The organism is Bacillus sp. S2(2024), from assembly GCF_050474045.1.
Classification (GTDB): domain Bacteria; phylum Bacillota; class Bacilli; order Bacillales; family Bacillaceae_G; genus Bacillus_A; species Bacillus_A yunxiaonensis.
Map to the genome: position 1 here is coordinate 4583527 of NZ_JBFLUS010000003.1, position 21474 is coordinate 4605000.

General features: G+C 39.3%; 38 protein-coding genes (1 of these 38 only partly in view). 36 read left to right on the top strand and 2 right to left on the bottom strand.

Annotated features, from left to right (window positions below; all coding sequences use genetic code 11):
• Nucleotides 1-20 precede the first annotated feature (20 nt).
• The 35 genes from rplB to AB1284_RS23445 all read left to right on the top strand — a co-directional run bounded on the left by rplB (nucleotide 21) and on the right by AB1284_RS23445 (nucleotide 19862).
• Complete coding sequence (gene rplB / locus AB1284_RS23275) at nucleotides 21-851, top strand: 50S ribosomal protein L2 (RefSeq protein ID WP_098310002.1); 831 nt, start codon at nucleotides 21-23, stop codon at nucleotides 849-851.
• Between the two features lie 60 nt (nucleotides 852-911).
• Complete coding sequence (gene rpsS / locus AB1284_RS23280; protein ID WP_020062296.1) at nucleotides 912-1190, top strand: 30S ribosomal protein S19; 279 nt, start codon at nucleotides 912-914, stop codon at nucleotides 1188-1190.
• Nucleotides 1191-1207: 17 nt separating this feature from the next.
• Nucleotides 1208-1549 (top strand): 50S ribosomal protein L22, encoded by a 342-nt coding sequence (gene rplV, locus AB1284_RS23285; protein ID WP_011983250.1) that lies wholly within the window; start codon nucleotides 1208-1210, stop codon nucleotides 1547-1549.
• Nucleotides 1550-1552: 3 nt separating this feature from the next.
• A complete protein-coding gene (rpsC, locus tag AB1284_RS23290; protein WP_429752817.1) occupies nucleotides 1553-2212 on the top strand; it encodes a 30S ribosomal protein S3 in 660 nt (219 codons plus the stop codon).
• 1 nt (nucleotide 2213) lies between these two features.
• On the top strand, nucleotides 2214-2648 hold the full coding sequence (gene rplP / locus AB1284_RS23295) for a 50S ribosomal protein L16 (RefSeq protein ID WP_020062298.1): 435 nt from the start codon (nucleotides 2214-2216) through the stop codon (nucleotides 2646-2648).
• Nucleotides 2638-2838 carry a 50S ribosomal protein L29 gene (rpmC, locus tag AB1284_RS23300; RefSeq protein WP_000855718.1) on the top strand — a complete coding sequence of 67 codons (201 nt, stop codon included), beginning with the start codon at nucleotides 2638-2640 and terminating at the stop codon, nucleotides 2836-2838. Before rplP ends, rpmC begins: the two co-directional genes overlap by 11 nt.
• Nucleotides 2839-2858: 20 nt before the next feature.
• The gene (rpsQ, locus tag AB1284_RS23305; protein ID WP_011983253.1) at nucleotides 2859-3122 is read left to right on the top strand and encodes a 30S ribosomal protein S17; all 264 of its coding nucleotides are present in this window, start codon (nucleotides 2859-2861) and stop codon (nucleotides 3120-3122) included.
• A 45-nt stretch (nucleotides 3123-3167) separates the two neighbouring features.
• Nucleotides 3168-3536 (top strand): 50S ribosomal protein L14, encoded by a 369-nt coding sequence (gene rplN / locus AB1284_RS23310; protein ID WP_035433708.1) that lies wholly within the window; start codon nucleotides 3168-3170, stop codon nucleotides 3534-3536.
• A 38-nt stretch (nucleotides 3537-3574) separates the two neighbouring features.
• On the top strand, nucleotides 3575-3886 hold the full coding sequence (gene rplX / locus AB1284_RS23315) for a 50S ribosomal protein L24 (RefSeq protein WP_090918562.1): 312 nt from the start codon (nucleotides 3575-3577) through the stop codon (nucleotides 3884-3886).
• Between the two features lie 26 nt (nucleotides 3887-3912).
• Nucleotides 3913-4452: a 50S ribosomal protein L5 gene (gene rplE, locus AB1284_RS23320; RefSeq protein ID WP_020062301.1), complete on the top strand. Its 540-nt coding sequence runs from the start codon at nucleotides 3913-3915 to the stop codon at nucleotides 4450-4452.
• A 33-nt stretch (nucleotides 4453-4485) separates the two neighbouring features.
• The gene (rpsN, locus tag AB1284_RS23325) at nucleotides 4486-4671 is read left to right on the top strand and encodes a 30S ribosomal protein S14 (protein ID WP_001085700.1); all 186 of its coding nucleotides are present in this window, start codon (nucleotides 4486-4488) and stop codon (nucleotides 4669-4671) included.
• 29 nt (nucleotides 4672-4700) lie between these two features.
• On the top strand, nucleotides 4701-5099 hold the full coding sequence (gene rpsH / locus AB1284_RS23330) for a 30S ribosomal protein S8 (protein ID WP_020062303.1): 399 nt from the start codon (nucleotides 4701-4703) through the stop codon (nucleotides 5097-5099).
• 32 nt (nucleotides 5100-5131) lie between these two features.
• Entirely contained in the window at nucleotides 5132-5671 is a 540-nt protein-coding gene (gene rplF / locus AB1284_RS23335) for a 50S ribosomal protein L6 (RefSeq protein ID WP_336484570.1), read from the top strand.
• Between the two features lie 31 nt (nucleotides 5672-5702).
• On the top strand, nucleotides 5703-6065 hold the full coding sequence (rplR, locus tag AB1284_RS23340) for a 50S ribosomal protein L18 (RefSeq protein ID WP_377881840.1): 363 nt from the start codon (nucleotides 5703-5705) through the stop codon (nucleotides 6063-6065).
• 21 nt (nucleotides 6066-6086) lie between these two features.
• A complete protein-coding gene (gene rpsE, locus AB1284_RS23345) occupies nucleotides 6087-6587 on the top strand; it encodes a 30S ribosomal protein S5 (protein WP_154710862.1) in 501 nt (166 codons plus the stop codon).
• 17 nt (nucleotides 6588-6604) lie between these two features.
• A complete protein-coding gene (rpmD, locus tag AB1284_RS23350; protein ID WP_020062307.1) occupies nucleotides 6605-6787 on the top strand; it encodes a 50S ribosomal protein L30 in 183 nt (60 codons plus the stop codon).
• A 33-nt stretch (nucleotides 6788-6820) separates the two neighbouring features.
• Complete coding sequence (gene rplO, locus AB1284_RS23355) at nucleotides 6821-7261, top strand: 50S ribosomal protein L15 (RefSeq protein WP_098310007.1); 441 nt, start codon at nucleotides 6821-6823, stop codon at nucleotides 7259-7261.
• Complete coding sequence (gene secY / locus AB1284_RS23360; protein WP_429752816.1) at nucleotides 7261-8559, top strand: preprotein translocase subunit SecY; 1299 nt, start codon at nucleotides 7261-7263, stop codon at nucleotides 8557-8559. Before rplO ends, secY begins: the two co-directional genes overlap by 1 nt.
• Before the next feature lie 53 nt (nucleotides 8560-8612).
• Nucleotides 8613-9263 carry an adenylate kinase gene (locus AB1284_RS23365; protein WP_098310009.1) on the top strand — a complete coding sequence of 217 codons (651 nt, stop codon included), beginning with the start codon at nucleotides 8613-8615 and terminating at the stop codon, nucleotides 9261-9263.
• Entirely contained in the window at nucleotides 9263-10009 is a 747-nt protein-coding gene (gene map, locus AB1284_RS23370; protein ID WP_336484574.1) for a type I methionyl aminopeptidase, read from the top strand. The genes AB1284_RS23365 and map overlap by 1 nt, the downstream gene beginning before the upstream one ends.
• 67 nt (nucleotides 10010-10076) lie before the next feature.
• The gene (infA, locus tag AB1284_RS23375) at nucleotides 10077-10295 is read left to right on the top strand and encodes a translation initiation factor IF-1 (RefSeq protein WP_020062312.1); all 219 of its coding nucleotides are present in this window, start codon (nucleotides 10077-10079) and stop codon (nucleotides 10293-10295) included.
• 35 nt (nucleotides 10296-10330) lie between these two features.
• Entirely contained in the window at nucleotides 10331-10444 is a 114-nt protein-coding gene (gene rpmJ / locus AB1284_RS23380) for a 50S ribosomal protein L36 (protein WP_000868344.1), read from the top strand.
• Between the two features lie 21 nt (nucleotides 10445-10465).
• Entirely contained in the window at nucleotides 10466-10831 is a 366-nt protein-coding gene (gene rpsM / locus AB1284_RS23385; protein WP_035433696.1) for a 30S ribosomal protein S13, read from the top strand.
• A gap of 24 nt (nucleotides 10832-10855) precedes the next feature.
• A complete protein-coding gene (gene rpsK, locus AB1284_RS23390; protein ID WP_154710865.1) occupies nucleotides 10856-11245 on the top strand; it encodes a 30S ribosomal protein S11 in 390 nt (129 codons plus the stop codon).
• A gap of 181 nt (nucleotides 11246-11426) precedes the next feature.
• Entirely contained in the window at nucleotides 11427-12371 is a 945-nt protein-coding gene (locus AB1284_RS23395) for a DNA-directed RNA polymerase subunit alpha (protein WP_000569645.1), read from the top strand.
• 35 nt (nucleotides 12372-12406) lie between these two features.
• A complete protein-coding gene (gene rplQ / locus AB1284_RS23400; protein ID WP_098310011.1) occupies nucleotides 12407-12769 on the top strand; it encodes a 50S ribosomal protein L17 in 363 nt (120 codons plus the stop codon).
• A 261-nt stretch (nucleotides 12770-13030) separates the two neighbouring features.
• Nucleotides 13031-13873: an energy-coupling factor ABC transporter ATP-binding protein gene (locus tag AB1284_RS23405; RefSeq protein ID WP_429752814.1), complete on the top strand. Its 843-nt coding sequence runs from the start codon at nucleotides 13031-13033 to the stop codon at nucleotides 13871-13873.
• Entirely contained in the window at nucleotides 13849-14730 is an 882-nt protein-coding gene (locus tag AB1284_RS23410) for an energy-coupling factor ABC transporter ATP-binding protein (protein ID WP_429752813.1), read from the top strand. The genes AB1284_RS23405 and AB1284_RS23410 overlap by 25 nt, the downstream gene beginning before the upstream one ends.
• A complete protein-coding gene (locus AB1284_RS23415; RefSeq protein WP_429752812.1) occupies nucleotides 14718-15512 on the top strand; it encodes an energy-coupling factor transporter transmembrane component T family protein in 795 nt (264 codons plus the stop codon). Before AB1284_RS23410 ends, AB1284_RS23415 begins: the two co-directional genes overlap by 13 nt.
• A 14-nt stretch (nucleotides 15513-15526) precedes the next feature.
• The gene (truA, locus tag AB1284_RS23420) at nucleotides 15527-16270 is read left to right on the top strand and encodes a tRNA pseudouridine(38-40) synthase TruA (RefSeq protein WP_429752811.1); all 744 of its coding nucleotides are present in this window, start codon (nucleotides 15527-15529) and stop codon (nucleotides 16268-16270) included.
• A 155-nt stretch (nucleotides 16271-16425) separates the two neighbouring features.
• The gene (rplM, locus tag AB1284_RS23425) at nucleotides 16426-16863 is read left to right on the top strand and encodes a 50S ribosomal protein L13 (RefSeq protein ID WP_035434682.1); all 438 of its coding nucleotides are present in this window, start codon (nucleotides 16426-16428) and stop codon (nucleotides 16861-16863) included.
• Nucleotides 16864-16884: 21 nt separating this feature from the next.
• Nucleotides 16885-17277 carry a 30S ribosomal protein S9 gene (rpsI, locus tag AB1284_RS23430; RefSeq protein WP_020063209.1) on the top strand — a complete coding sequence of 131 codons (393 nt, stop codon included), beginning with the start codon at nucleotides 16885-16887 and terminating at the stop codon, nucleotides 17275-17277.
• 164 nt (nucleotides 17278-17441) lie between these two features.
• Nucleotides 17442-17870, top strand: coding sequence for a DUF2521 family protein (locus AB1284_RS23435; protein ID WP_429752810.1), 429 nt, complete (start codon nucleotides 17442-17444; stop codon nucleotides 17868-17870).
• Nucleotides 17871-17936: 66 nt separating this feature from the next.
• A complete protein-coding gene (gene cwlD / locus AB1284_RS23440; protein ID WP_336484582.1) occupies nucleotides 17937-18650 on the top strand; it encodes an N-acetylmuramoyl-L-alanine amidase CwlD in 714 nt (237 codons plus the stop codon).
• A 150-nt stretch (nucleotides 18651-18800) separates the two neighbouring features.
• Nucleotides 18801-19862 (top strand): P-loop NTPase, encoded by a 1062-nt coding sequence (locus AB1284_RS23445; RefSeq protein WP_429752809.1) that lies wholly within the window; start codon nucleotides 18801-18803, stop codon nucleotides 19860-19862.
• 15 nt (nucleotides 19863-19877) lie between these two features.
• On the opposite strand, the gene gerD is transcribed toward AB1284_RS23445, so the two are convergent.
• On the bottom strand, nucleotides 19878-20486 hold the full coding sequence (gerD, locus tag AB1284_RS23450) for a spore germination lipoprotein GerD (protein WP_429752808.1): 609 nt from the start codon (nucleotides 20484-20486) through the stop codon (nucleotides 19878-19880).
• Nucleotides 20487-20623: 137 nt separating this feature from the next.
• On the opposite strand from gerD, the gene AB1284_RS23455 reads away from it, so the two are divergent.
• Nucleotides 20624-21226: a KinB-signaling pathway activation protein gene (locus AB1284_RS23455; RefSeq protein ID WP_429752807.1), complete on the top strand. Its 603-nt coding sequence runs from the start codon at nucleotides 20624-20626 to the stop codon at nucleotides 21224-21226.
• 59 nt (nucleotides 21227-21285) lie between these two features.
• Here the strand turns inward: AB1284_RS23455 and pdaB are convergent, their stop codons facing one another.
• On the bottom strand, nucleotides 21286-21474 hold the end of the coding sequence (gene pdaB / locus AB1284_RS23460; protein ID WP_429752806.1) for a polysaccharide deacetylase family sporulation protein PdaB. The gene runs 576 nt beyond the window's last position; the window shows 189 of its 765 coding nt (coding positions 577-765); its start codon lies beyond the right edge, outside the window — the gene reads right to left on this strand; the stop codon is at nucleotides 21286-21288.

The following is a 21474-nucleotide window of genomic DNA, read 5'->3' on the forward strand; positions in this document are numbered from 1 at the left end:
AAAGAAGGAGGGAAAATCAGATGGCAATCAAAAAGTATAATCCAACTACTAACGGTCGTCGTAACATGACTACGAATGATTTCGCTGAAATCACGACTGATAGACCGGAAAAATCATTACTTGCGCCTTTAAGCAAAAAGGCTGGACGTAATAACCAAGGTAAAATCACTGTACGTCACCAAGGTGGCGGACACAAGCGTCAATACCGTATCATCGACTTCAAACGTAACAAAGATGGAATTCCTGGACGCGTTGCTACGATCGAATACGATCCAAACCGCTCTGCGAATATCGCATTAATTAACTACGTTGACGGTGAAAAACGTTACATCCTTGCTCCTAAAAACTTAGAAGTAGGTATGGAAATCATGTCTGGCCCAGAAGCAGACATTAAAATCGGTAATGCATTACCATTAATCAACATTCCAGTAGGTACAGTTGTTCATAACATCGAGCTTAAACCAGGCCGTGGTGGACAATTAGTTCGTTCTGCTGGTACATCTGCTCAAGTACTTGGTAAAGAAGGTAAATACGTACTTGTACGTTTAACTTCTGGTGAAGTACGCTTAGTGCTAGCTACTTGCCGCGCTACAGTAGGTCAAGTAGGTAACGAGCACCATGAGCTTATTAAAATCGGTAAAGCGGGTCGTTCTCGCTGGTTAGGCAAGCGCCCAACTGTTCGTGGTTCTGTAATGAACCCAGTTGATCACCCACACGGTGGTGGTGAAGGTCGCTCACCAATCGGACGTAAGTCTCCAATGTCTCCATGGGGTAAACCAACTCTTGGATTCAAAACTCGTAAGAAAAATAAAGCGTCTGACAAATTCATCGTTCGTCGTCGTAAAAAATAATGGGGTTGTAGTACGGTTCATCTCTAGAACCGTACGGCAATCACGAAGGGAGGCACCAAAATGGCTCGTAGCTTGAAAAAAGGACCATTTGTTGATGATCATTTAATGAACAAAATTGCAAAGTTAAATGAAACTGAGCAAAAGCAAGTTGTAAAAACTTGGTCTCGTCGTTCAACGATCTTCCCACAGTTTATTGGTCATACAATCGCTGTATATGACGGTCGTAAACACGTTCCTGTATACGTAACTGAAGATATGGTAGGTCACAAATTAGGTGAGTTCGCACCAACTCGTACGTACAAAGGTCATGATGCTGACGATAAGAAAACTAGAAGATAATGAGAGGAGGCACTTCAATGCAAGCTAAAGCAGTAGCGAGAACAGTTCGTATTGCTCCTCGTAAAGTTCGTTTAGTAGTAGACTTAATCCGAGGTAAGCAAGTGGGTGAAGCGATTGCTATCCTTAACCACACACCAAAAACTGCTTCTCCAGTTGTAGAGAAAGTTTTAAAATCTGCAATTGCAAATGCAGAACATAACTATGAAATGGATGTAAACAACTTAGTTGTTGAAAAAGTTTTCGTTGACGAAGGTCCAACGTTAAAACGTTTCCGTCCACGTGCAATGGGTCGTGCAAGCCAAATTAACAAACGCACAAGCCACATCACAGTTGTGGTATCAGAAAAGAAGGAGGGATAATCGATGGGTCAAAAGGTTAGTCCAGTTGGTCTTCGTGTCGGTGTCATTCGTGATTGGGAATCTCGCTGGTACGCTGAAAAAGATTATGCTACATTCTTACATGAAGACATCAAAATTCGTGAATACATCAACGTTCGCTTAAAAGATTCTGCTGTTTCTAAAGTAGAAATCGAGCGTGCAGCAAATCGTGTAAATGTTACAATTCACACTGCAAAGCCTGGTATGGTAATTGGTAAAGGTGGTACAGAAGTTGAAGCACTTCGTAAAGCTCTTAACCAATTAACAGGTAAACGTGTACACATCAACATTTTAGAAGTTAAGAGAGCTGATCTTGACGCTAAATTAGTAGGCGAAAACATCGCTCGTCAATTAGAAAACCGTGTATCTTTCCGTCGTGCACAAAAGCAAGCAATTCAACGTGCTATGCGTGCAGGAGCTAAAGGTATTAAAACACAGGTTTCTGGTCGTCTTGGCGGAGCTGATATCGCTCGTGCAGAATCTTACAGTGAAGGAACTGTTCCACTTCATACACTTCGCGCTGATATTGACTATGCAACAGCTGAAGCTGATACAACGTACGGTAAATTAGGCGTAAAAGTATGGATCTACCGTGGAGAAGTCCTTCCTACAAAAAAGAAAGCTTCTGAGGAAGGAGGAAAATAATATGTTAATGCCTAAACGCGTAAAATATCGTAGAGAGCATCGTGGTAAAATGCGTGGTCGTGCAAAAGGTGGCGCTGAAGTACATTTTGGTGAGTTTGGTTTACAATCTCAAGAGGCTTCTTGGATTACAAACCGTCAAATCGAAGCAGCTCGTCGTGCAATGACTCGTTATATGAAACGTGGCGGTAAAGTTTGGATTAAAATTTTCCCTTCTAAACCTTACACTGCTAAACCTCTAGAAGTACGTATGGGTTCCGGTAAAGGGGCTCCAGAAGGTTGGGTAGCAGTAGTAAAACCTGGAAAGGTTATGTTTGAAATCGCGGGTGTATCTGAAGAGGTAGCACGCGAAGCATTACGTCTTGCAGCTCACAAGTTACCAGTGAAATGTAAATTCGTAAAACGTGAAGAAAATGGTGGTGAATCTAATGAAAACTAATGATATTCGTGAATTAACCACTGCCGAAATCGAAACAAAAGTTAAAGCGTTAAAGGAAGAGTTGTTTAATCTTCGCTTCCAGCTTGCTACAGGACAATTAGAGAATCCAACACGCATCCGTGAAGTGCGTAAAGCGATTGCTCGTATGAAAACTGTAGTTCGTGAAAGAGAGATCGGAATTAATCGATAAATTGAGGGGAGGTTTGCAAAGTGAGCGAACGTAACCAACGCAAAGTTTATACTGGTCGTGTTGTTTCTGACAAAATGGACAAAACGATTACAGTTTTAGTTGAAACTTACAAAACTCATTCCTTGTACGGAAAACGCGTTAAGTATTCTAAGAAGTACAAAGCGCATGATGAGCAAAACCAAGCAAAAGTTGGCGATATCGTAAAAATCATGGAAACTCGCCCGCTTTCTGCTACTAAGCGTTTCCGTTTAGTTGAAATCGTTGAAGAAGCGGTTATTATCTAAATATAGACGAATCGGAATTTTAAGTCCGAAGGGAGGTTTCATAACATGATCCAACAAGAATCTCGTTTGAAAGTAGCTGACAACTCTGGCGCACGTGAACTTTTAACAATTAAAGTATTAGGCGGCTCTGGTCGTAAATACGCAAACATCGGTGATATTATCGTTGCTACGGTAAAACAAGCAACACCAGGTGGCGTTGTTAAAAAAGGTGACGTTGTTAAAGCAGTAGTAGTACGTACGAAGAGCGGTGCTCGTCGTCCAGACGGTTCTTATATCAAATTTGATGAAAACGCAGCGGTTATCATTAAAGACGATAAGAGCCCACGTGGTACTCGTATCTTCGGACCAGTAGCTCGTGAATTACGTGATAACAACTTCATGAAGATCGTTTCTTTAGCTCCAGAAGTTCTATAATTTAAGGTCTTGCCTTGCTAAGGAGGTGCAGAAGTAAGATGCATGTAAAAAAAGGTGATAAAGTACAGGTAATCAGTGGTAAAGACAAAGGAAAACAAGGTGTTATCCTTGCAGCTTTCCCAAAAGAAAACCGTGTTATCGTTGAGGGTGTTAACATCGTTAAGAAGCACTCTAAGCCATCTCAGTTAAATCCACAAGGTGGAATTATCACGAAAGAAGCACCTATCCACGTATCTAATGTTATGCCATTAGATCCTAAAACAGGTGTACCTACTCGCGTAGGTTACAAAGTGGAAGATGGTAAAAAAGTTCGTGTTGCAAAAAAATCTGGTGAATTATTAGATAAATAAGTTCTATATGAAAGGAGGTCCCTTCATTGAATCGCCTTAAAGAGAAATTCCAAAAAGAAATTACTCCTGCTCTTATGAGCAAGTTTAACTATAAATCTGTAATGGAAGTACCGAAAATCGAAAAGATCGTAATCAACACTGGTGTTGGTGACGCGGTATCCAATTCTAAAGCATTAGACAGTGCTGTAGAAGAATTAACACAAATCGCAGGTCAAAAGCCTGTTGTAACTCGCGCTAAAAAATCTATCGCAGGTTTCCGTCTTCGTGAGGGTATGCCTATCGGTGCAAAGGTTACTTTACGCGGTGAGCAAATGTATGAGTTCTTCGACAAATTAGTATCAGTTTCTTTACCACGTGTACGTGATTTCCGTGGTGTTTCTAAGAAATCTTTCGATGGTCGTGGTAACTACACATTAGGTGTTAAAGAGCAATTAATTTTCCCTGAGATTGATTATGATAAAGTAAGCAAAGTTCGTGGTATGGACATCGTAATCGTTACTACAGCGAAAACTGATGAAGAAGCTCGTGAACTTTTAACACAATTCGGTATGCCATTCCAAAAATAATGGAAGCCAACGCTAAGTAGAGGAGGCGAAAACGTGGCTAAAAAATCTATGATTGCGAAACAAAAGCGTACTCCTAAGTTTAAAGTGCAAGAATATACACGTTGCGAGCGCTGCGGTCGTCCGCATTCTGTATACCGCAAATTTAAACTTTGCCGTATTTGTTTCCGTGAACTTGCATATAAAGGTCAAATTCCTGGTGTTAAAAAAGCTAGTTGGTAATACCCACAAATGGGAAGGAGGTAAAACACATGGTGATGACAGATCCAATTGCAGATATGCTTACTCGCATCCGTAATGCGAACATGGTACGTCATGAGAAATTAGAAGTTCCTGCTTCTAAAATCAAAAAAGAAATCGCTGAAATCCTAAAACGTGAAGGTTTCATTCGTGATGTGGAATACATCGAGGATAACAAACAAGGTATCCTTCGTATTTTCCTAAAATACGGTGTAAACAATGAGCGTGTAATCACTGGATTAAAGCGTATCAGTAAGCCTGGCTTACGCGTTTATGCAAAAGCTGATGAAGTACCACGTGTACTTAACGGATTAGGTATTGCACTTGTTTCTACATCTAAGGGCGTAATGACTGACAAAGATGCTCGTCAATTACAAACTGGTGGAGAAGTAGTAGCATACGTTTGGTAATATAATATTTAAACGAACGGAGGTGTGACCACATGTCTCGTATTGGTAAAAAGATTCTTGAAATCCCTGCAGGTGTTACAGTTACAGTAGCAGAAAATAATACTGTAACTGTAAAAGGCCCTAAAGGTGAATTAACTCGTACTTTCAATGCTGATATGGTTATCAAAATTGAAGAAAATATCTTAACAGTAGAACGTCCTTCTGAACAGAAGGAACACCGTGCATTACACGGAACAACTCGTGCTCTTCTTGGAAACATGGTTGAAGGTGTAACAGCAGGTTTCGCTCGCGGACTTGAATTAATCGGTGTAGGTTACCGTGCACAAAAACAAGGTGACAAACTTGTATTAAACGTAGGTTACTCTCACCCAGTTGAGATGACTCCAGAAGCTGGTCTTGAAGTTGAAGTTCCTGCTCCTACAAAGATCGTAATCAAAGGTATCGACAAGCAACGTGTTGGCGAATTCGCTGCTAACGTTCGCGCTGTACGTGCTCCAGAGCCATATAAAGGCAAAGGTATTCGTTACGAAGGCGAAGTTGTACGTCGTAAAGAAGGTAAAACTGCTAAGTAAACCCGTTAGGTGAAAGAAAGGAGTGACAAGAATGATCACTAAACCTGATAAAAATGCGGTTCGTAAGAAAAGACACGCACGTGTACGTGCAAAGCTTGCTGGTACTGCTGAGCGTCCACGTTTAAACGTGTTCCGTTCTAATCAACACATTTACGCTCAAGTAATTGATGATGTAAACGGTGTAACATTAGCAAGCGCGTCTACTCTTGATAAAGAACTTACTCTTAACGGTACAGGCAACACTGAAGCTGCTACTAAAGTTGGCGAATTAGTTGCTAAGCGTGCTGTAGAGAAAGGCGTTAAAGAAGTAGTATTTGATCGCGGCGGTTACTTATACCATGGTCGTGTTAAAGCTTTAGCTGAAGCTGCTCGTGAGGCTGGCTTACAATTTTAATGGTCAAAGGAGGGAAAATAGATGCGTCGCATTGACCCAAGTAAATTTGAACTTGAAGAACGTGTAGTTACGATAAACCGTGTTGCGAAAGTTGTTAAGGGTGGTCGTCGTTTCCGCTTTGCTGCACTGGTTGTAGTTGGTGATAAAAACGGTCATGTTGGATTCGGTACTGGTAAAGCGCAAGAGGTACCAGATGCAATCCGCAAGGCTATCGAAGATGCTAAGAAAAACTTAATCGAAGTACCATTAGTTGGTACAACAATTCCACACGAAATCATCGGTCAATTTGGAGCGGGTGAAGTATTCTTAAAACCTGCTGCAGAAGGTACTGGAGTTATCGCTGGTGGTCCAGTTCGTGCGGTTCTTGAATTAGCTGGTGTACAAGATATTCTTTCTAAATCTCTTGGTTCTAACACACCAATTAACATGATCCGTGCTACTGTAAATGGATTAAAAGATCTTAAGCGTGCTGAAGATGTTGCAAAATTACGCGGTAAATCTGTAGAAGAGCTACTAGGTTAAGAAGGAGGGAAAACATAATGGCGAAAAAGTTAGAAATTACCCTCACTCGTAGTGTAATTGGTCGTCCACAAGATCAACGTGCGACTGTAGAAGCTTTAGGTCTTAAAAAGTTGAATTCAACTGTAGTTAAGGAAGAAACTCCTGCTATTCGCGGTATGATCAACAAAGTTTCTCACCTTGTAACTGTAAAAGAAGCTTAATGATAACTCATTAATATAAGGAGGTGCCTGGGAATGAAACTTCATGAATTACAACCTGCAGAAGGTTCTCGTAAAGTTCGTAACCGTGTAGGTCGTGGTATCGGTTCTGGTAATGGTAAAACTGCTGGAAAAGGTCATAAAGGACAAAACGCACGTTCTGGTGGCGGTGTTCGTCTTGGTTTTGAAGGTGGTCAAACTCCATTATTCCGTCGTTTACCAAAACGCGGCTTCACAAACATTAACCGTAAAGAGTTTGCTATCGTTAACTTAACAACGTTAAATCGTTTTGAAGACGGTACAGAAGTAACACCTGAATTATTGCTTGAGACTGGCGTTATCAGCAAATTAAATGACGGTGTTAAAATTCTTGCAAACGGTGCAGTAGAGAAAAAGCTTACTGTTAAAGCTCACAAATTCTCTTCAACTGCAAAAGAAGCGATTGAAGCGGCTGGCGGAACAGTTGAGGTGATCTAATGTTTCGCACAATCTCCAACTTTATGCGCGTTGCTGAGATAAGAAATAAAATATTGTTCACTTTAGCGATGTTAATCGTGTTTCGGATTGGCACATTCATCCCAGTGCCTCATACAAATGCAGATGTACTGAGAGCGCAAGACCAGTTGAATGTATTGGGTATTCTGAATACATTTGGCGGCGGAGCCTTGAAAAAATTCTCCATCTTTGCGATGGGAATCATGCCGTACATTACAGCATCCATCATCGTGCAATTATTGCAGATGGATGTTGTTCCTAAATTTACGGAATGGTCAAAACAAGGGGAAATGGGCCGTCGTAAGTTAAATCAGTTTACCCGCTACTTTACAATTGTTCTTGCTTTTATTCAAGCACTTGGTATGTCAATCGGTTTTAACGGTATGGCAGGTGGACAGTTAATTACGGATCCTAGCTGGTCAACATACTTATATATTGCTACGGTGCTGACTGCCGGAACTGCATTTCTAATGTGGTTAGGTGAGCAGATTACTGCAAAGGGAGTAGGAAACGGTATTTCTATTATTATCTTTGCAGGTATTACCGCAGCTATCCCAAATACTATAAGTCAAGTGTATGCACAGCAGTTCCAAAATGCCGGAGAGGACTTGTTCATCCGTATCGTAAAAGTTGGTTTAATTTTGTTAGCTGTGTTAGCGGTTGTTGTTGGTGTTATTTACATTCAACAAGCTGTTAGAAAAATCCCGATTCAATATGCGAAGCGCGTAACTGGAAATGGTGGTTATACTGGAGCACAAAACACTCATTTACCACTTAAGGTAAATAGTGCTGGTGTTATTCCAGTAATTTTTGCTGTTTCATTCTTGATTACGCCTCCGACTATTGCACAGTTTTTCCCGAAATATGAAATATCGCAGTGGATTATTAAGAACTTTAACTATACTCATCCAGTGGGTATGATCATATATGTTACACTAATTATTGCCTTTGCATATTTCTATGCATTTGTTCAAGTGAATCCTGAACAGATGGCTGAAAACTTAAATAAACAAGGTGGATATGTTCCTGGTATTCGTCCGGGTAAGAATACAGAACAATATCTAACAAAGATCTTGTATCGTTTGACCTTTGTAGGTGCAATTTTCTTAGCGGCAATTGCAATTCTACCTGTTTTATTTATTCAAATTGCAAATCTGCCACAATCTGCTCAGATTGGTGGAACGAGTTTACTAATTGTTGTCGGTGTTGCTTTAGAGACAATGAAACAGCTCGAAAGTCAATTAGTAAAACGCCATTACAAAGGGTTTATCAAACAGTGAGTAAGTGGGAAGAGGCATCTTCCCTACATGCTCATTGATGAGGGGGAATACAGATGAACTTAATTCTAATGGGGCTTCCAGGTGCTGGTAAAGGCACACAAGCCGAAAAGATTGTTGCCAAGTATGACATCCCTCACATTTCAACAGGAGATATGTTCCGTGCTGCTATGAAAGATGAAACTGAACTTGGTTTACAAGCGAAGTCCTTTATTGATAAAGGAGCACTTGTACCAGATGAAGTTACAATCGGAATCGTGCGTGAGCGTTTAAGCCAAGAAGACTGCGTAAAAGGCTTCTTATTAGATGGTTTTCCACGAACAGTTGCACAAGCGTCAGCTCTTGAAGAAATCATGAAAGATCTTGGCAAAAAGATCAATTATGTTTTAAACATTAATGTGGATTCAGGATTGCTATTAAAACGTTTAACAGGCCGTCGTATTTGTAAAGAGTGCGGTGCGACTTACCACTTAGAATTCAATCCGCCAGCAAAAGAGGGCGTATGTGATAAATGTGGTGGCGAGTTATATCAGCGTTCTGATGACAACGAAGAAACTGTAGCAAATCGTTTAGAAGTGAATATTAAGCAAACAAAGCCTTTGCTTGATTTCTACGAAGAGCTTGGTTACTTAAAAAGCATTAATGGTGAGCAAGATATCGATAAAGTATTTGCTGATGTCGATCTTCTCATCGGAGGCTTAGCGTAATGATTATTTGCAAAACTCCTCGCGAAATCGAGATTATGCGAGAAGCTGGCAAGATTGTTGCTTTAACTCATCAAGAGTTAAAAAAGCATATTGCCCCAGGAATTACAACGAAAGAGCTCGATCAAATAGCGGAAAAAACGATTCTAAAATATGGCGCCACGCCATCTTTTAAAGGATACAACGGATTTCCGGGAAGCATTTGTGCTTCGGTAAACGAAGAGCTTGTACACGGGATTCCAGGAAAGCGCAAGCTCCAAGAAGGCGATATTATTAGTATCGATATTGGTGCGAAATATAATGGATACCATGGAGATTCTGCATGGACGTATCCAGTAGGAAACATTTCCGAATCTGTTCAAAAGCTACTTGATGTCACAGAAAAATCGTTGTATCTTGGTCTAGAACACGCAAAACCGGGCGAACGATTATCTAATGTTTCACATGCGATTCAAACGTATGTTGAAGATAATGGATTCTCGATCGTTAGGGAGTATGTCGGTCACGGAATCGGGCAAGACTTACATGAAGACCCACAAATCCCACACTATGGCCCACCGAATCAAGGCCCTAGATTAAAACCGGGAATGGTCATTTGTGTTGAGCCGATGGTGAACCAAGGAAGACGATATGTAAAAACACTATCTGATGACTGGACAGTGGTAACGGTAGATGGTAAATGGTGTGCACATTTTGAGCACACGATTGCTCTTACAGAAGCAGGATACGAAATCCTTACCACTTTATAGGTAGCTGGCTCTCCGGAATTTCAGAACAGTGTAGAATGTTACTGATTTGAAGAAGGGAGAACATTGAATGGCTAAAGATGATGTAATTGAAGTCGAAGGTACCGTTATTGAAACGTTGCCAAATGCTATGTTCAAAGTAGAATTAGAGAATGGGCATGTTGTATTGGCTCACGTTTCTGGTAAAATCCGTATGAACTTCATTCGTATTTTACCAGGAGATAAAGTTACGGTAGAATTATCTCCGTATGATTTAAATCGTGGTCGTATCACGTACCGCTTTAAATAATATAGCACTCCGTAATCTTTAAGGAGGTTCGAGACATGAAAGTAAGACCGTCAGTTAAGCCGATCTGCGAAAAATGTAAAGTTATTCGTAGACGTGGAAAAGTAATGGTTATTTGTGAAAACCCTAAACATAAACAAAAACAAGGTTAATCAGAAGGAGGTGCATTCGGAATGGCACGTATCGCAGGTGTAGATATTCCTCGTGACAAACGCGTTGTTATTTCTTTAACTTACGTATTCGGCATTGGTCGCACAACTGCTGAAAAAATTCTTGCTGAAGCTGGTGTTTCTGAAGAAACACGAGTTCGCGATTTAACTGAAGACGAATTAGGACGTATCCGTGATATCGTCGATCGTATCAAAGTTGAAGGAGACCTTCGTCGTGAAGTTTCTCTTAACATTAAACGTCTAATGGAGATCGGTTCTTACCGTGGTCTTCGTCACCGTCGTGGTTTACCAGTTCGTGGTCAAAACTCTAAAAACAATGCTCGTACACGTAAAGGTCCACGTCGTACAGTAGCAAATAAAAAGAAATAATAAGTAAAGGAGGTTGAACTAACAATGGCACGTAAAACAAACACTCGTAAAAAACGTGTGAAAAAGAATATTGAAGCTGGTATCGCTCATATTCGTTCTACTTTCAACAACACAATCGTAACTCTTACAGATACTCATGGTAACGCGCTTTCTTGGTCTAGTGCTGGTGCACTTGGTTTCCGTGGGTCTCGTAAATCTACTCCATTCGCTGCACAAATGGCTGCTGAAACTGCTGCTAAAGTTGCAATGGAGCATGGTTTAAAAACTTTAGAGGTTACTGTAAAAGGCCCTGGTGCTGGTCGTGAGGCTGCAATTCGTGCGCTTCAAGCTGCAGGTCTAGAAGTAACAGCAATTAAAGATGTTACTCCAGTACCTCATAATGGATGTCGTCCGCCAAAACGTCGTCGTGTATAATTTTTCTGTATAGATTTTTCCCTATTGTCTATAATGGATATGATGCATTATCGAGAAATTTCGTACAGAAACATCGCTTGTTGTGCACAATCGGGAACTGCCTAAGGGGGACTTTCGGTTAGATAGAGGTGATTTCCTATGTCTAACCGAGGTTTCGACGTTTTGAAGGAGGGTTTAATAAATGATTGAAATTGAAAAACCAAAAATCGAAACGGTTGAGCTTAACGAAGATGCTAAGTATGGTAAATTCGTTATTGAACCGCTTGAGCGTGGATATGGTACTACTTTGGGTAACTCCTTACGTCGTATCCTTTTATCCTCACTCCCTGGTGCCGCTGTTACTGCCATCCAAATCGATGGCGTATTACACGAGTTTTCGACAGTTGAGGGTGTAGTAGAAGACGTTACAACGATCATCTTAAACTTGAAAAAGTTAGCTCTCAAAATCTACTCTGAAGAAGAGAAGACGCTCGAAATCGATGTACAGGGCGAAGGTATTGTCACAGCTGCTGATATTACTCATGATAGTGATGTTGAAATCTTAAATCCGGATTTATACATTGCAACGTTAGCAAAGGATGCGCATTTCCGCGTGCGTTTAACTGCAAAGCGTGGCCGTGGGTATACGCCAGCTGATGCAAATAAGAGCGAGGATCAACCAATAGGTGTAATTCCTATTGATTCTATTTATACTCCAGTATCACGTGTGACTTACCAAGTGGAAAAGACGCGTGTTGGACAAGTGGCAAATTATGATAAGCTTACGCTTGATGTATGGACGGATGGAAGCATCGGGCCAAAAGAAGCTATCTCTTTAGGTGCCAAAATCTTAACAGAGCATTTAAACATCTTTGTTGGTTTAACTGATGAAGCGCAAAATGCTGAGATTATGGTCGAAAAGGAAGAAGATCAAAAAGAAAAAGTTCTAGAAATGACAATTGAAGAACTTGATCTTTCTGTTCGTTCTTATAATTGCTTAAAACGTGCAGGTATTAACACTGTACAAGAGCTTGCGAACAAAACAGAAGAAGATATGATGAAAGTTCGTAACTTAGGACGTAAATCCTTAGAAGAAGTTAAGCATAAACTAGAAGAACTAGGTTTAGGCTTACGTAAAGACGACTGAGGATTTAAACTCATCAACAAAGGAGGGAACTACGAATGGCATACAGAAAATTAGGCCGTACAAGTGCGCAACGTAAAGCTATGTTACGTGACTTAGCTACTGATTTAATTATCAACGAGCGCATCCAAACGACAGAAACTCGTGCAAAAGAACTTCGTTCTGTAGTGGAAAAAATGATCACTTTAGGTAAACGCGGAGATCTTCATGCTCGTCGTCAAGCAGCTTCTTACATTCGTAATGAAGTTGCTAATGCTGAGACTGGTCAAGATGCATTACAAAAATTATTCGCTGATGTAGCTCCACGCTATGCTGAGCGTCAAGGCGGATACACTCGTATTGCAAAAATTGGTCCACGTCGCGGTGACGCTGCACCAATGGTAATTATCGAGTTAGTATAATGACAAGCAAAAGGGCAGGACAGTACTTTTTAAGTAACTGGTCATGGCCCTTTTTTTTTAAGTATAGAAGAAAACGTTTATCCCGCTATTTGCGGGCAGTTAGACTCCCACTTCAAGATTCAGAGAGAAGCGGGGAAGTTAGGTGGGAGATAACTGCCCGTAAAAGTCCGATTGGTGAGAGCTTTCCATCAGTGCGGGATGAAAAAACACTGATGGAAGTTTTATTTTATTTGGCTGAATAATGGAAGAGGGTGCCCACGAGTGAAAAAAGAGAAGCTTCGTGCTGAGAACATATCATTTCAATATCCTCAAGCTGCTTCTTACGCCCTGCGTGACGTTTCATTCTCTTTATATGAAGGAGAATGGGTATCTGTTATTGGGCAAAACGGGTCAGGAAAATCCACGCTTGCAAAGTTATTAAATGGCTTGTTCTTACCGTCAGCAGGAACAATTACTGTAAATGAAACTCTTGTTTTATCTGAAGAAACTGTATGGGATATTCGGAAACAGATTGGAATGGTCTTTCAAAATCCAGATAATCAATTTGTTGGAACAACTGTACAGGATGACGTTGTCTTTGGACTTGAAAATATAGGAATGCCCAGGGAACTGATGATAGAGCGTATGAAGCACGCTTTGGAGCTCGTTCGAATGGAAGAGTTTCAAAATGAAGAACCTCATTATTTATCAGGTGGGCAAAAGCAACGCGTTGCAATTGCGGGCGTATTGGCACTTCAGCCGTCTATTTTAGTATTAGATGAAGCAACATCTATGCTTGACCCACAAGGTCGTAGAGAAGTGGTAGAAACAGTAAGAGATCTTGTTCGTACGAAAGGGGTTACAGTTCTTTCAATTACTCACGATTTAGAGGAAGCAGCGCAGTCGGATCGTATTATTATTTTAAATCGTGGAGAAATATTAGAAGAAGGAGCGCCTGAGCATATTTTTCGATCACCGAAAATGCTGAAAGAAATCGGTTTAGACGTACCATTTTCTGTGAAAATGGCAGAATTGTTGAAAAGCAATGAAATTCCTTTACAATCAATGCATCTTACAATGGAAAGTTTGGTGAACGAACTTTGGAGATTACATTCCAAAAAGTAGAGCATCGTTATCAATATAAAACCCCATTTGAAAAACGAGCACTTTACGACATAGATATTGCGTTTCCTAGTGGTGGATATTATGCGATTATCGGTCATACGGGTTCGGGTAAGTCAACGATGATCCAACATTTAAATGGTTTATTACAACCAACGAGTGGAACTGTTCGCATTGGAGAGTATACAATATCTTCTCAAAAGAAAGTAAAAAAATTAAAACCTCTTCGAAAAAAAGTTGGGGTTGTTTTTCAATTTCCAGAGCATCAGTTATTTGAAGAAACAGTGGAAAAAGATATCTGTTTTGGTCCTTTAAATTTTGGTGTGTCTGAGTATGAAGCGAAACAAAAGGCAAAAGATGCTATTCGATTGGTGGGGCTATCAGAAGAACTATTAGAACGATCTCCGTTTGAATTAAGCGGAGGACAAATGAGACGTGTTGCTATAGCCGGTGTATTAGCGATGGAGCCTGAGGTATTAGTATTAGATGAACCAACGGCAGGACTTGATCCAAAGGGCCAGAATGAGCTTATGGAGATGTTTTATCATCTTCACCAGCAAAAAGACCTTACGGTGATTCTTGTGACACATAATATGGAGGATGCTGCAAAATATGCAGAAAGCATTGTTGTCATGCATAAAGGAACGGTCTTTTTGCAAGGAACATCAGAGGAAGTCTTTACGCATGCAGACGAACTTGAACAAATTGGTGTGTCTCTTCCGATGTCGCTGAAGTATAAGCGGGAAATTGAAGAGAAATTTGGCATTTCTATACCGAAAGCCACCTTGTCTTTAGAAGATTTAGCAGATGAAGTCATACAACTGTTTAGAAAAGGTGGGGATTCATTATGCAGCAGCTGATTATCGGAAGATATATTCCGGGAGAATCTGCTATTCATAGACTGGATCCTCGTGCAAAACTGTTAATTGTTTTTTTATATGTATTTGTTGTATTTTTAGCAAATAATGCAATTTCATATGGCTTGCTATTTTTGTATGCACTCATTGCTTTGTTTTTTGCAAAAGTGCCGATTCGTTATATTCTGTCTGGATTAAAGCCTATTTTATGGATTTTTTTATTCACATTCTTTCTGCATATTTTTACAACAAAAGAAGGTGCTGTACTCGTTCAATTTGGATGGTTTTCTATATATGAAAAAGGGTTGGAGCAGGGAATTTATATTTCCATTCGTTTTTTGGTCATTATTTTAATGACCACTCTCTTAACGTTAACAACAACACCAATTGAAATTACAGATGGCATGGAGACACTATTGCATCCTTTAAAACGTTTAAAAGTCCCTGTTCATGAAATTGCACTTATGATGTCTATTTCGTTGCGCTTTATTCCGACTTTGATGGATGAAACGAGTAAAATTATGAAAGCACAAGCTTCTCGTGGTATAGACTTTGCAGGTGGTCCAATAAAAGATAGGTTGAAAGCGATTATCTCGTTACTTGTACCACTATTTATTAGTGCGTTTAAACGTGCAGAGGACTTAGCGATTGCTATGGAAGCACGAGGTTATCAAAGTAATGGATACCGTACGAAATTCCGGCAATTAGAATGGAAATGGCTTGATACATTAACACTCTTGAGTCTATGTGGTTTAGCTTGTATTTTAATTTTAGTTCGATCGTAATGGAGAGTATGAATATGCAAAGAATAAAATGCACGGTCGCGTATGATGGAATGAATTTTTGTGGATACCAAATTCAACCGAATCACCGTACTGTTCAACAAGAAATAGAGAAAGCCTTGCAAAAGGTGCATAAAGGAGAGCCTGTTCGTGTACAAGCGTCAGGAAGAACAGATTCCACTGTCCATGCCAAAGGGCAAGTCATTCATTTTGATACACCGTTATCATTAACAGGAGAGCAATGGATGGCTGCTCTAAATACAATGCTTCCAGATGATATTGTTGTGCAGCAGGCCGAGAAAAAAACTTTAGACTTTCATGCACGATACGGTGTTGTAAAAAAAGAATATCGCTATCGTGTATTGTTATCTAAAAAAGCAGATGTATTTCGTAGACATTATGTATATCAATATCCATATGCATTACAAATAGAATCCATTCGAAAAGCGATTCCTTATTTTATTGGAACGCATGATTTTACTTCATTTTGTTCGGCAAAAACTGATAAAAAGGATAAAGTGCGAACAATTTATGAAATAGATTTAATAGAACAAGGTGATGAGCTAGTCTTTCGCTTTGTTGGAAATGGTTTTTTGTATAACATGGTTCGAATTATTGTCGGTACGCTGCTTAGCGTTGGTCAAGGAAAAATTTCTCCTGAAAGTATTCCTGATATTTTAAAAAAACAAGATCGTCGTTTTGCAGGGAAGATGGTACCCGGGCAAGGCCTTTATTTATGGGAGGTAAACTATAACAACTAATCCTGGTGTAACATTTGCTTGACATTAGAAACTCAAAAGGATATCATAACATATGGTATTGTTTCTAAAACCACGATTAGCCCCGGAAGGAAATCGTGTTTAAGATAAACAATAGATTTTTTCTATGGAAAAGATAACGAGTAGGAGGGAAACAAATGCGTACGACTTTTATGGCAAAAGCTAACGAAGTTGAGCGTAAATGGTATGTGATTGACGCTGAAGGTCAAACTTTAGGTCGTCTTTCTAGTGAAGTAGCATCCATTTTACGTGGTAAAAACAAACCAACATTTACACCACACGTTGACACTGGTGATCATGTAATTATTATTAACGCAGAGAAAATTCACTTAACAGGTAATAAATTAAACGATAAAATTTACTACCGTCACACTAACCACCCAGGTGGACTTAAGCAAAGAACAGCTCTAGAAATGCGTACAAACTACCCTGTACAAATGTTAGAGCTTGCTATTAAAGGCATGCTTCCAAAAGGACGTTTAGGACGTCAAATGTCTAAAAAATTAAATGTGTATGCTGGATCTGAGCATCCACACCAAGCACAAAAACCAGAAGTTTACGAACTTCGCGGATAATTAATTAAAGGAGGGCTTACTTTGGCACAGGTACAATACAATGGTACTGGACGTCGTAAGAGTTCAGTAGCACGCGTACGCCTAGTTCCAGGCGAAGGACGCGTTATCATTAACGGTCGTGATTTTGAAAACTATATCCCATTTGCTGCATTACGTGAAGTAGTGAAACAACCTCTAGTTGCAACAGAAACTTTAGGTAACTACGATGTACTTGTAAACGTACATGGCGGTGGATACACTGGTCAAGCTGGTGCTATCCGTCACGGTATTTCTCGCGCTTTATTAAAAGCTGATCCAGAATACCGTTTAACATTAAAACGTGCAGGTCTATTAACTCGTGACGCACGTATGAAAGAGCGTAAAAAATACGGTCTTAAAGGTGCTCGTCGTGCACCTCAGTTCTCAAAACGTTAATTTTTGCGAACTTCAAACCTCAGCCTTTTGGCTGGGGTTTTTTTATGTTCTTAAACATCTTCTGTTAGCATCTCCTTCTTTGGAATATTTTAGTGCTATCTTCTTGTGTATGCTTCCTACTGAGAAGTTTAGACTAATACGTACATAGGGAGGTTTTAAGTACTATGAATGTTATTGTGAGCCTGAAAGAAAAACAAAGAGAAAAGCAGCTGAAGTATGAACGTAACATACTGCGTGAATTATCATTACAAAAACTCAGAGAAAATATTCGGGATTGCTTTTGTATGGATACATTTCATCGTCATTATGAAGATTATTGTATAGAGTTAGGTATTGAATCTTATTTATTAGGAGCCAGGTATAGTAAGTTTGGCTATTATGGAGAATCACTTTTAGATGTGAAAAATAGATCGTCTCATGAGGAAGTTCAATTAACAGAAATGCTATTTCATTTTTTAACAAGCGTTCCTTTGCATACTTTAGAAGAAAACGAAGATGATCACTTATATACATTATGTCAGCACTTTATTAGTGCTTGGTGGCAACAAGGATATGAAAAGGGTGAGAAAAGATATCGCATGAAGCTGCATTAAGAAAATCATAAACTTTCCTCTTGTCCCATATAAGTAAGTAGAGGGACTAGCTAGAGGGGGAAAGGTATGAAAAGAATTCGAATTATTTCTTTTATGTTAGCGGCGGTTGTACTCTTTTTCTTGGCGAAGCAGGATTTTCAAATTACAAAATCATGGAGAGCTTGGAATTTGCCTTTGTCTGGAAAAATTATTGTGCTAGATGCTGGTCATGGTGGCCCGGATGGAGGGGCGGTTGGCGGAGAAGATATTGTTGAAAAAGATATTACATTGGAAATTACAAAAAAAGTACGAGATTATTTACAAGAACAAGGAGCGCTCGTTATTTTAACGCGCAATGGAGATTATGATTTAGCAGACAAAAGTACAAAGGGATATAGTCGCCGCAAAGCGGAGGATTTAAAAAAACGTGTTGATATCATTAATAAGTCTGATATTGACTTTTTTGTCAGTGTGCATTTGAATGCCCTCCCAAGTGGCGATTCGAAAGGGGCACAAACATTTTATTATCGTTCTTTAGTAGAAAATGAGCGGGCAGCAAAATTTATTCAAGCTGAACTACGAACAAGTCTCGAAAATACGAAACGTTCTGCAAAGACAATTTCTCATGTGTATTTATTAAAGCATGCAAAAACACCTGGTGCGTTAGTTGAAGCTGGCTTTTTATCTAATGTAAATGAAAGATATTTATTAAACTCAGAGAAATATCAGCAAAAAGTTGCTGCTGCTATTTATCGCGGGGTCCTGCGATATTTTACTGAGAAAGGAAACCCTCCCGATTAAGGAGGGTTCTTCTTTGTAACGGAGTTTTCCGAAAATATGCTATACTTACAATGAAAACGCATTTATTTCGTTCAGCTGAGCTATTACATGCTCGTAAGAACTTAGTTTGAATTATTTCATCTTATTTTTGTACAGGGGGCGGGACAGATTATGATAACGAAAGAACAAGTAGTGGAAGCACTTGAAGGGATTGTAGATCCTTTTCTAAATAAAACATTAAAAGAAACAAATGCTATTAAAGAAGTCACTGTGAAATCGGAGAAAGAACATGTGAGTATTAAAATTGCGATTGTGAAAACAGGAACAGCGGAACAAATGCAGTTGCAAGGGGCAATTGTGAAATTAGTGAAAGAATTAGGAGCAGCAACAGTTGGTCTACGTTTTACAGAATTTACGGAAGAAGAACAATTACAATTTGCTCCACAAGAAGAGCAGGGTGAATCTTTGTTATCACCGCATTCAAAAACAACTTTCCTAGCAGTAGCAAGTGGAAAAGGAGGCGTTGGAAAATCGACGGTTTCTGTAAATTTAGCGATTTCTCTTGCTAGATTAGGGAAGAAAGTTGGAATCGTTGATGCTGATATATATGGATTTAGTGTACCGGATATGATGGGAATTGAAAAACGTCCTATTGTACGAGGTGATAAAATTATCCCGGTGGAGCGTTTAGGTGTGAAAGTTATTTCTATGGGCTTTTTCGTAGAAGACAATGCGCCTGTTATTTGGAGAGGACCAATGCTTGGGAAAATGTTAAATCATTTCTTCACAGAAGTAGAGTGGGGTGATTTAGATTACTTAGTATTGGACTTACCTCCTGGTACAGGTGATGTAGCATTGGATGTACATTCTATGCTTCCATCTTGTAAGGAAATCATTGTGACAACGCCTCATCCAACAGCAGCCTTTGTAGCAGCTAGAGCTGGTGCAATGGCACTTCGAACAGAGCATGAGATTATTGGTGTTGTGGAAAATATGTCTTATTTCGAAAGTAAAGCAACTGGTGAAAAAGAATATGTTTTTGGAAAAGGTGGAGGAGAAAAGCTAGCAGAAGAACTTCGCACAGTAGTACTTGGACAAATCCCTCTCCAGCAGCCAGATTGGAATACAGAAGAATTTGCTCCATCTGTATACGATGAGGAGCATCGAGTTGGAGTAATTTATAAACAAATTGCTAAGCAAGTAATTGAGAGAGCAGCGATTGAACAAAAATAACCCTCAGTACGAGGGTTATTTTTGTGCTTTTTTTCCTTCGCTTGCTCCGCCTTCTTTTTTCTGCTCACCGCCACTTTTCTGAGCCTTTTCAACACCTTTACTAATAATATCAATCATTTTTGTTTGAAATAGTGGGCTTTCGGCAGTTTCGGTTATGACTTGCTGTAAATATTGACGATACTCTTTACTTTTCATTGTTTGCATCATGATTTTCCCAACTTCTGGATTTTTCATGATTTCTATAACACCTGCTTGATACTCAGGATCTTTTAATAATGTTTTCATTAAATTTGTTTGCTCTTTCTCAATGCTTTTTGCAAATTTAGCGGCGAACTCAGGATCTTTAAATGCTTTTTCCCAAAATTGTTGCCCTTTGTCTGATACCATAGTATCTTCGATCGTTTTTTTTACTACAGATTCATCTAAAATAAGAGCTTGTTTCATTTTTTCATCGGTTAGTACATCTTGGATTGCTTTTTTGCCCTGATCCGTTTTTAAAATATCAATAATCATTTTTTTCGTTTGATCATAGTCTAATTGGGATTTTGCTTCTTTTTGTGGTGCACATGCAACTATTCCGATAAAAAGGATGAAAGAGACCAAAATGAGCAGATTCCGTTTCATCAGCGGGGGCTCCTTTCACATATTTCTCTTTTTAATATAAATATCTTGAAGGAATTTATACATATTGATGGCTAGCTTTTTAAAAATGACATTGTTACAATTTAATTAGAAATATATATATATTGGGGGATATGTATGTGAATAGCCGAAAATGGGTACGACTTTTTTGGACGACGTTGATTCTTGGGGGAAGCAGTACAATTTTTATCGGTTTTCTATTAGAGTGGGACAAGTACAATAAATTTTTTCAAAATTTCGACGGAAAAGAAATTTTAATAGTTTCTTTTTGGTTGCTTGGGGTAGGGTTTATTTTTAGTGTCATTAGTCAAATGGGTTTCTTTGCGTATTTAACAATTCATCGATTTGGACTAGGGATGTTCCGCTCCCCATCTCTTTGGAATGCAATACAAATTTTCTTAATTGCATTTGTATTATTTGATTTTGTATACTTGCGCTCTGTATTGATTGCAAATGGGAATGCATCACTTGGTGCGAATATTTTTGTTGCTGGGGCTCTGTTTGTATTTGGGGCAATTGTCGCCTACATAAAAAGTAAAGAAACGAATAAGAAAGCTTTTGTCCCGGCCCTGTTCTTTATGATTGTTGTGACTGTTATTGAATGGGTTCCAGCACTGCGGATCAATGATACAAATTGGTTATACTTAATGGTTGTTCCGCTGTTGCTGTGCAATGCATATCAGGTCCTAATGTTACATCGTTTAATAGGACAAAAAAGCTGATTCCTATATTGGAATCAGCTTTTGTTTTATCCTGCTATTAGCGGACAGTAGGTGCAAGCTCAATCTATGTCTTTGCTTTTAGCTTTTGTATTAGAGATGAGTTGAGAGACAGGGATGTTTTCCAATCCATCCGTTTTTAATTTTTGAAGCAGCATTGGTAATGCTTGATTTGTCTGTAGTGCTGAGTCAGAAGCGTGAAGTAGAATGATATCTCCTTCGCGTAGATTTTTTGAAACGGTGGTAACAAT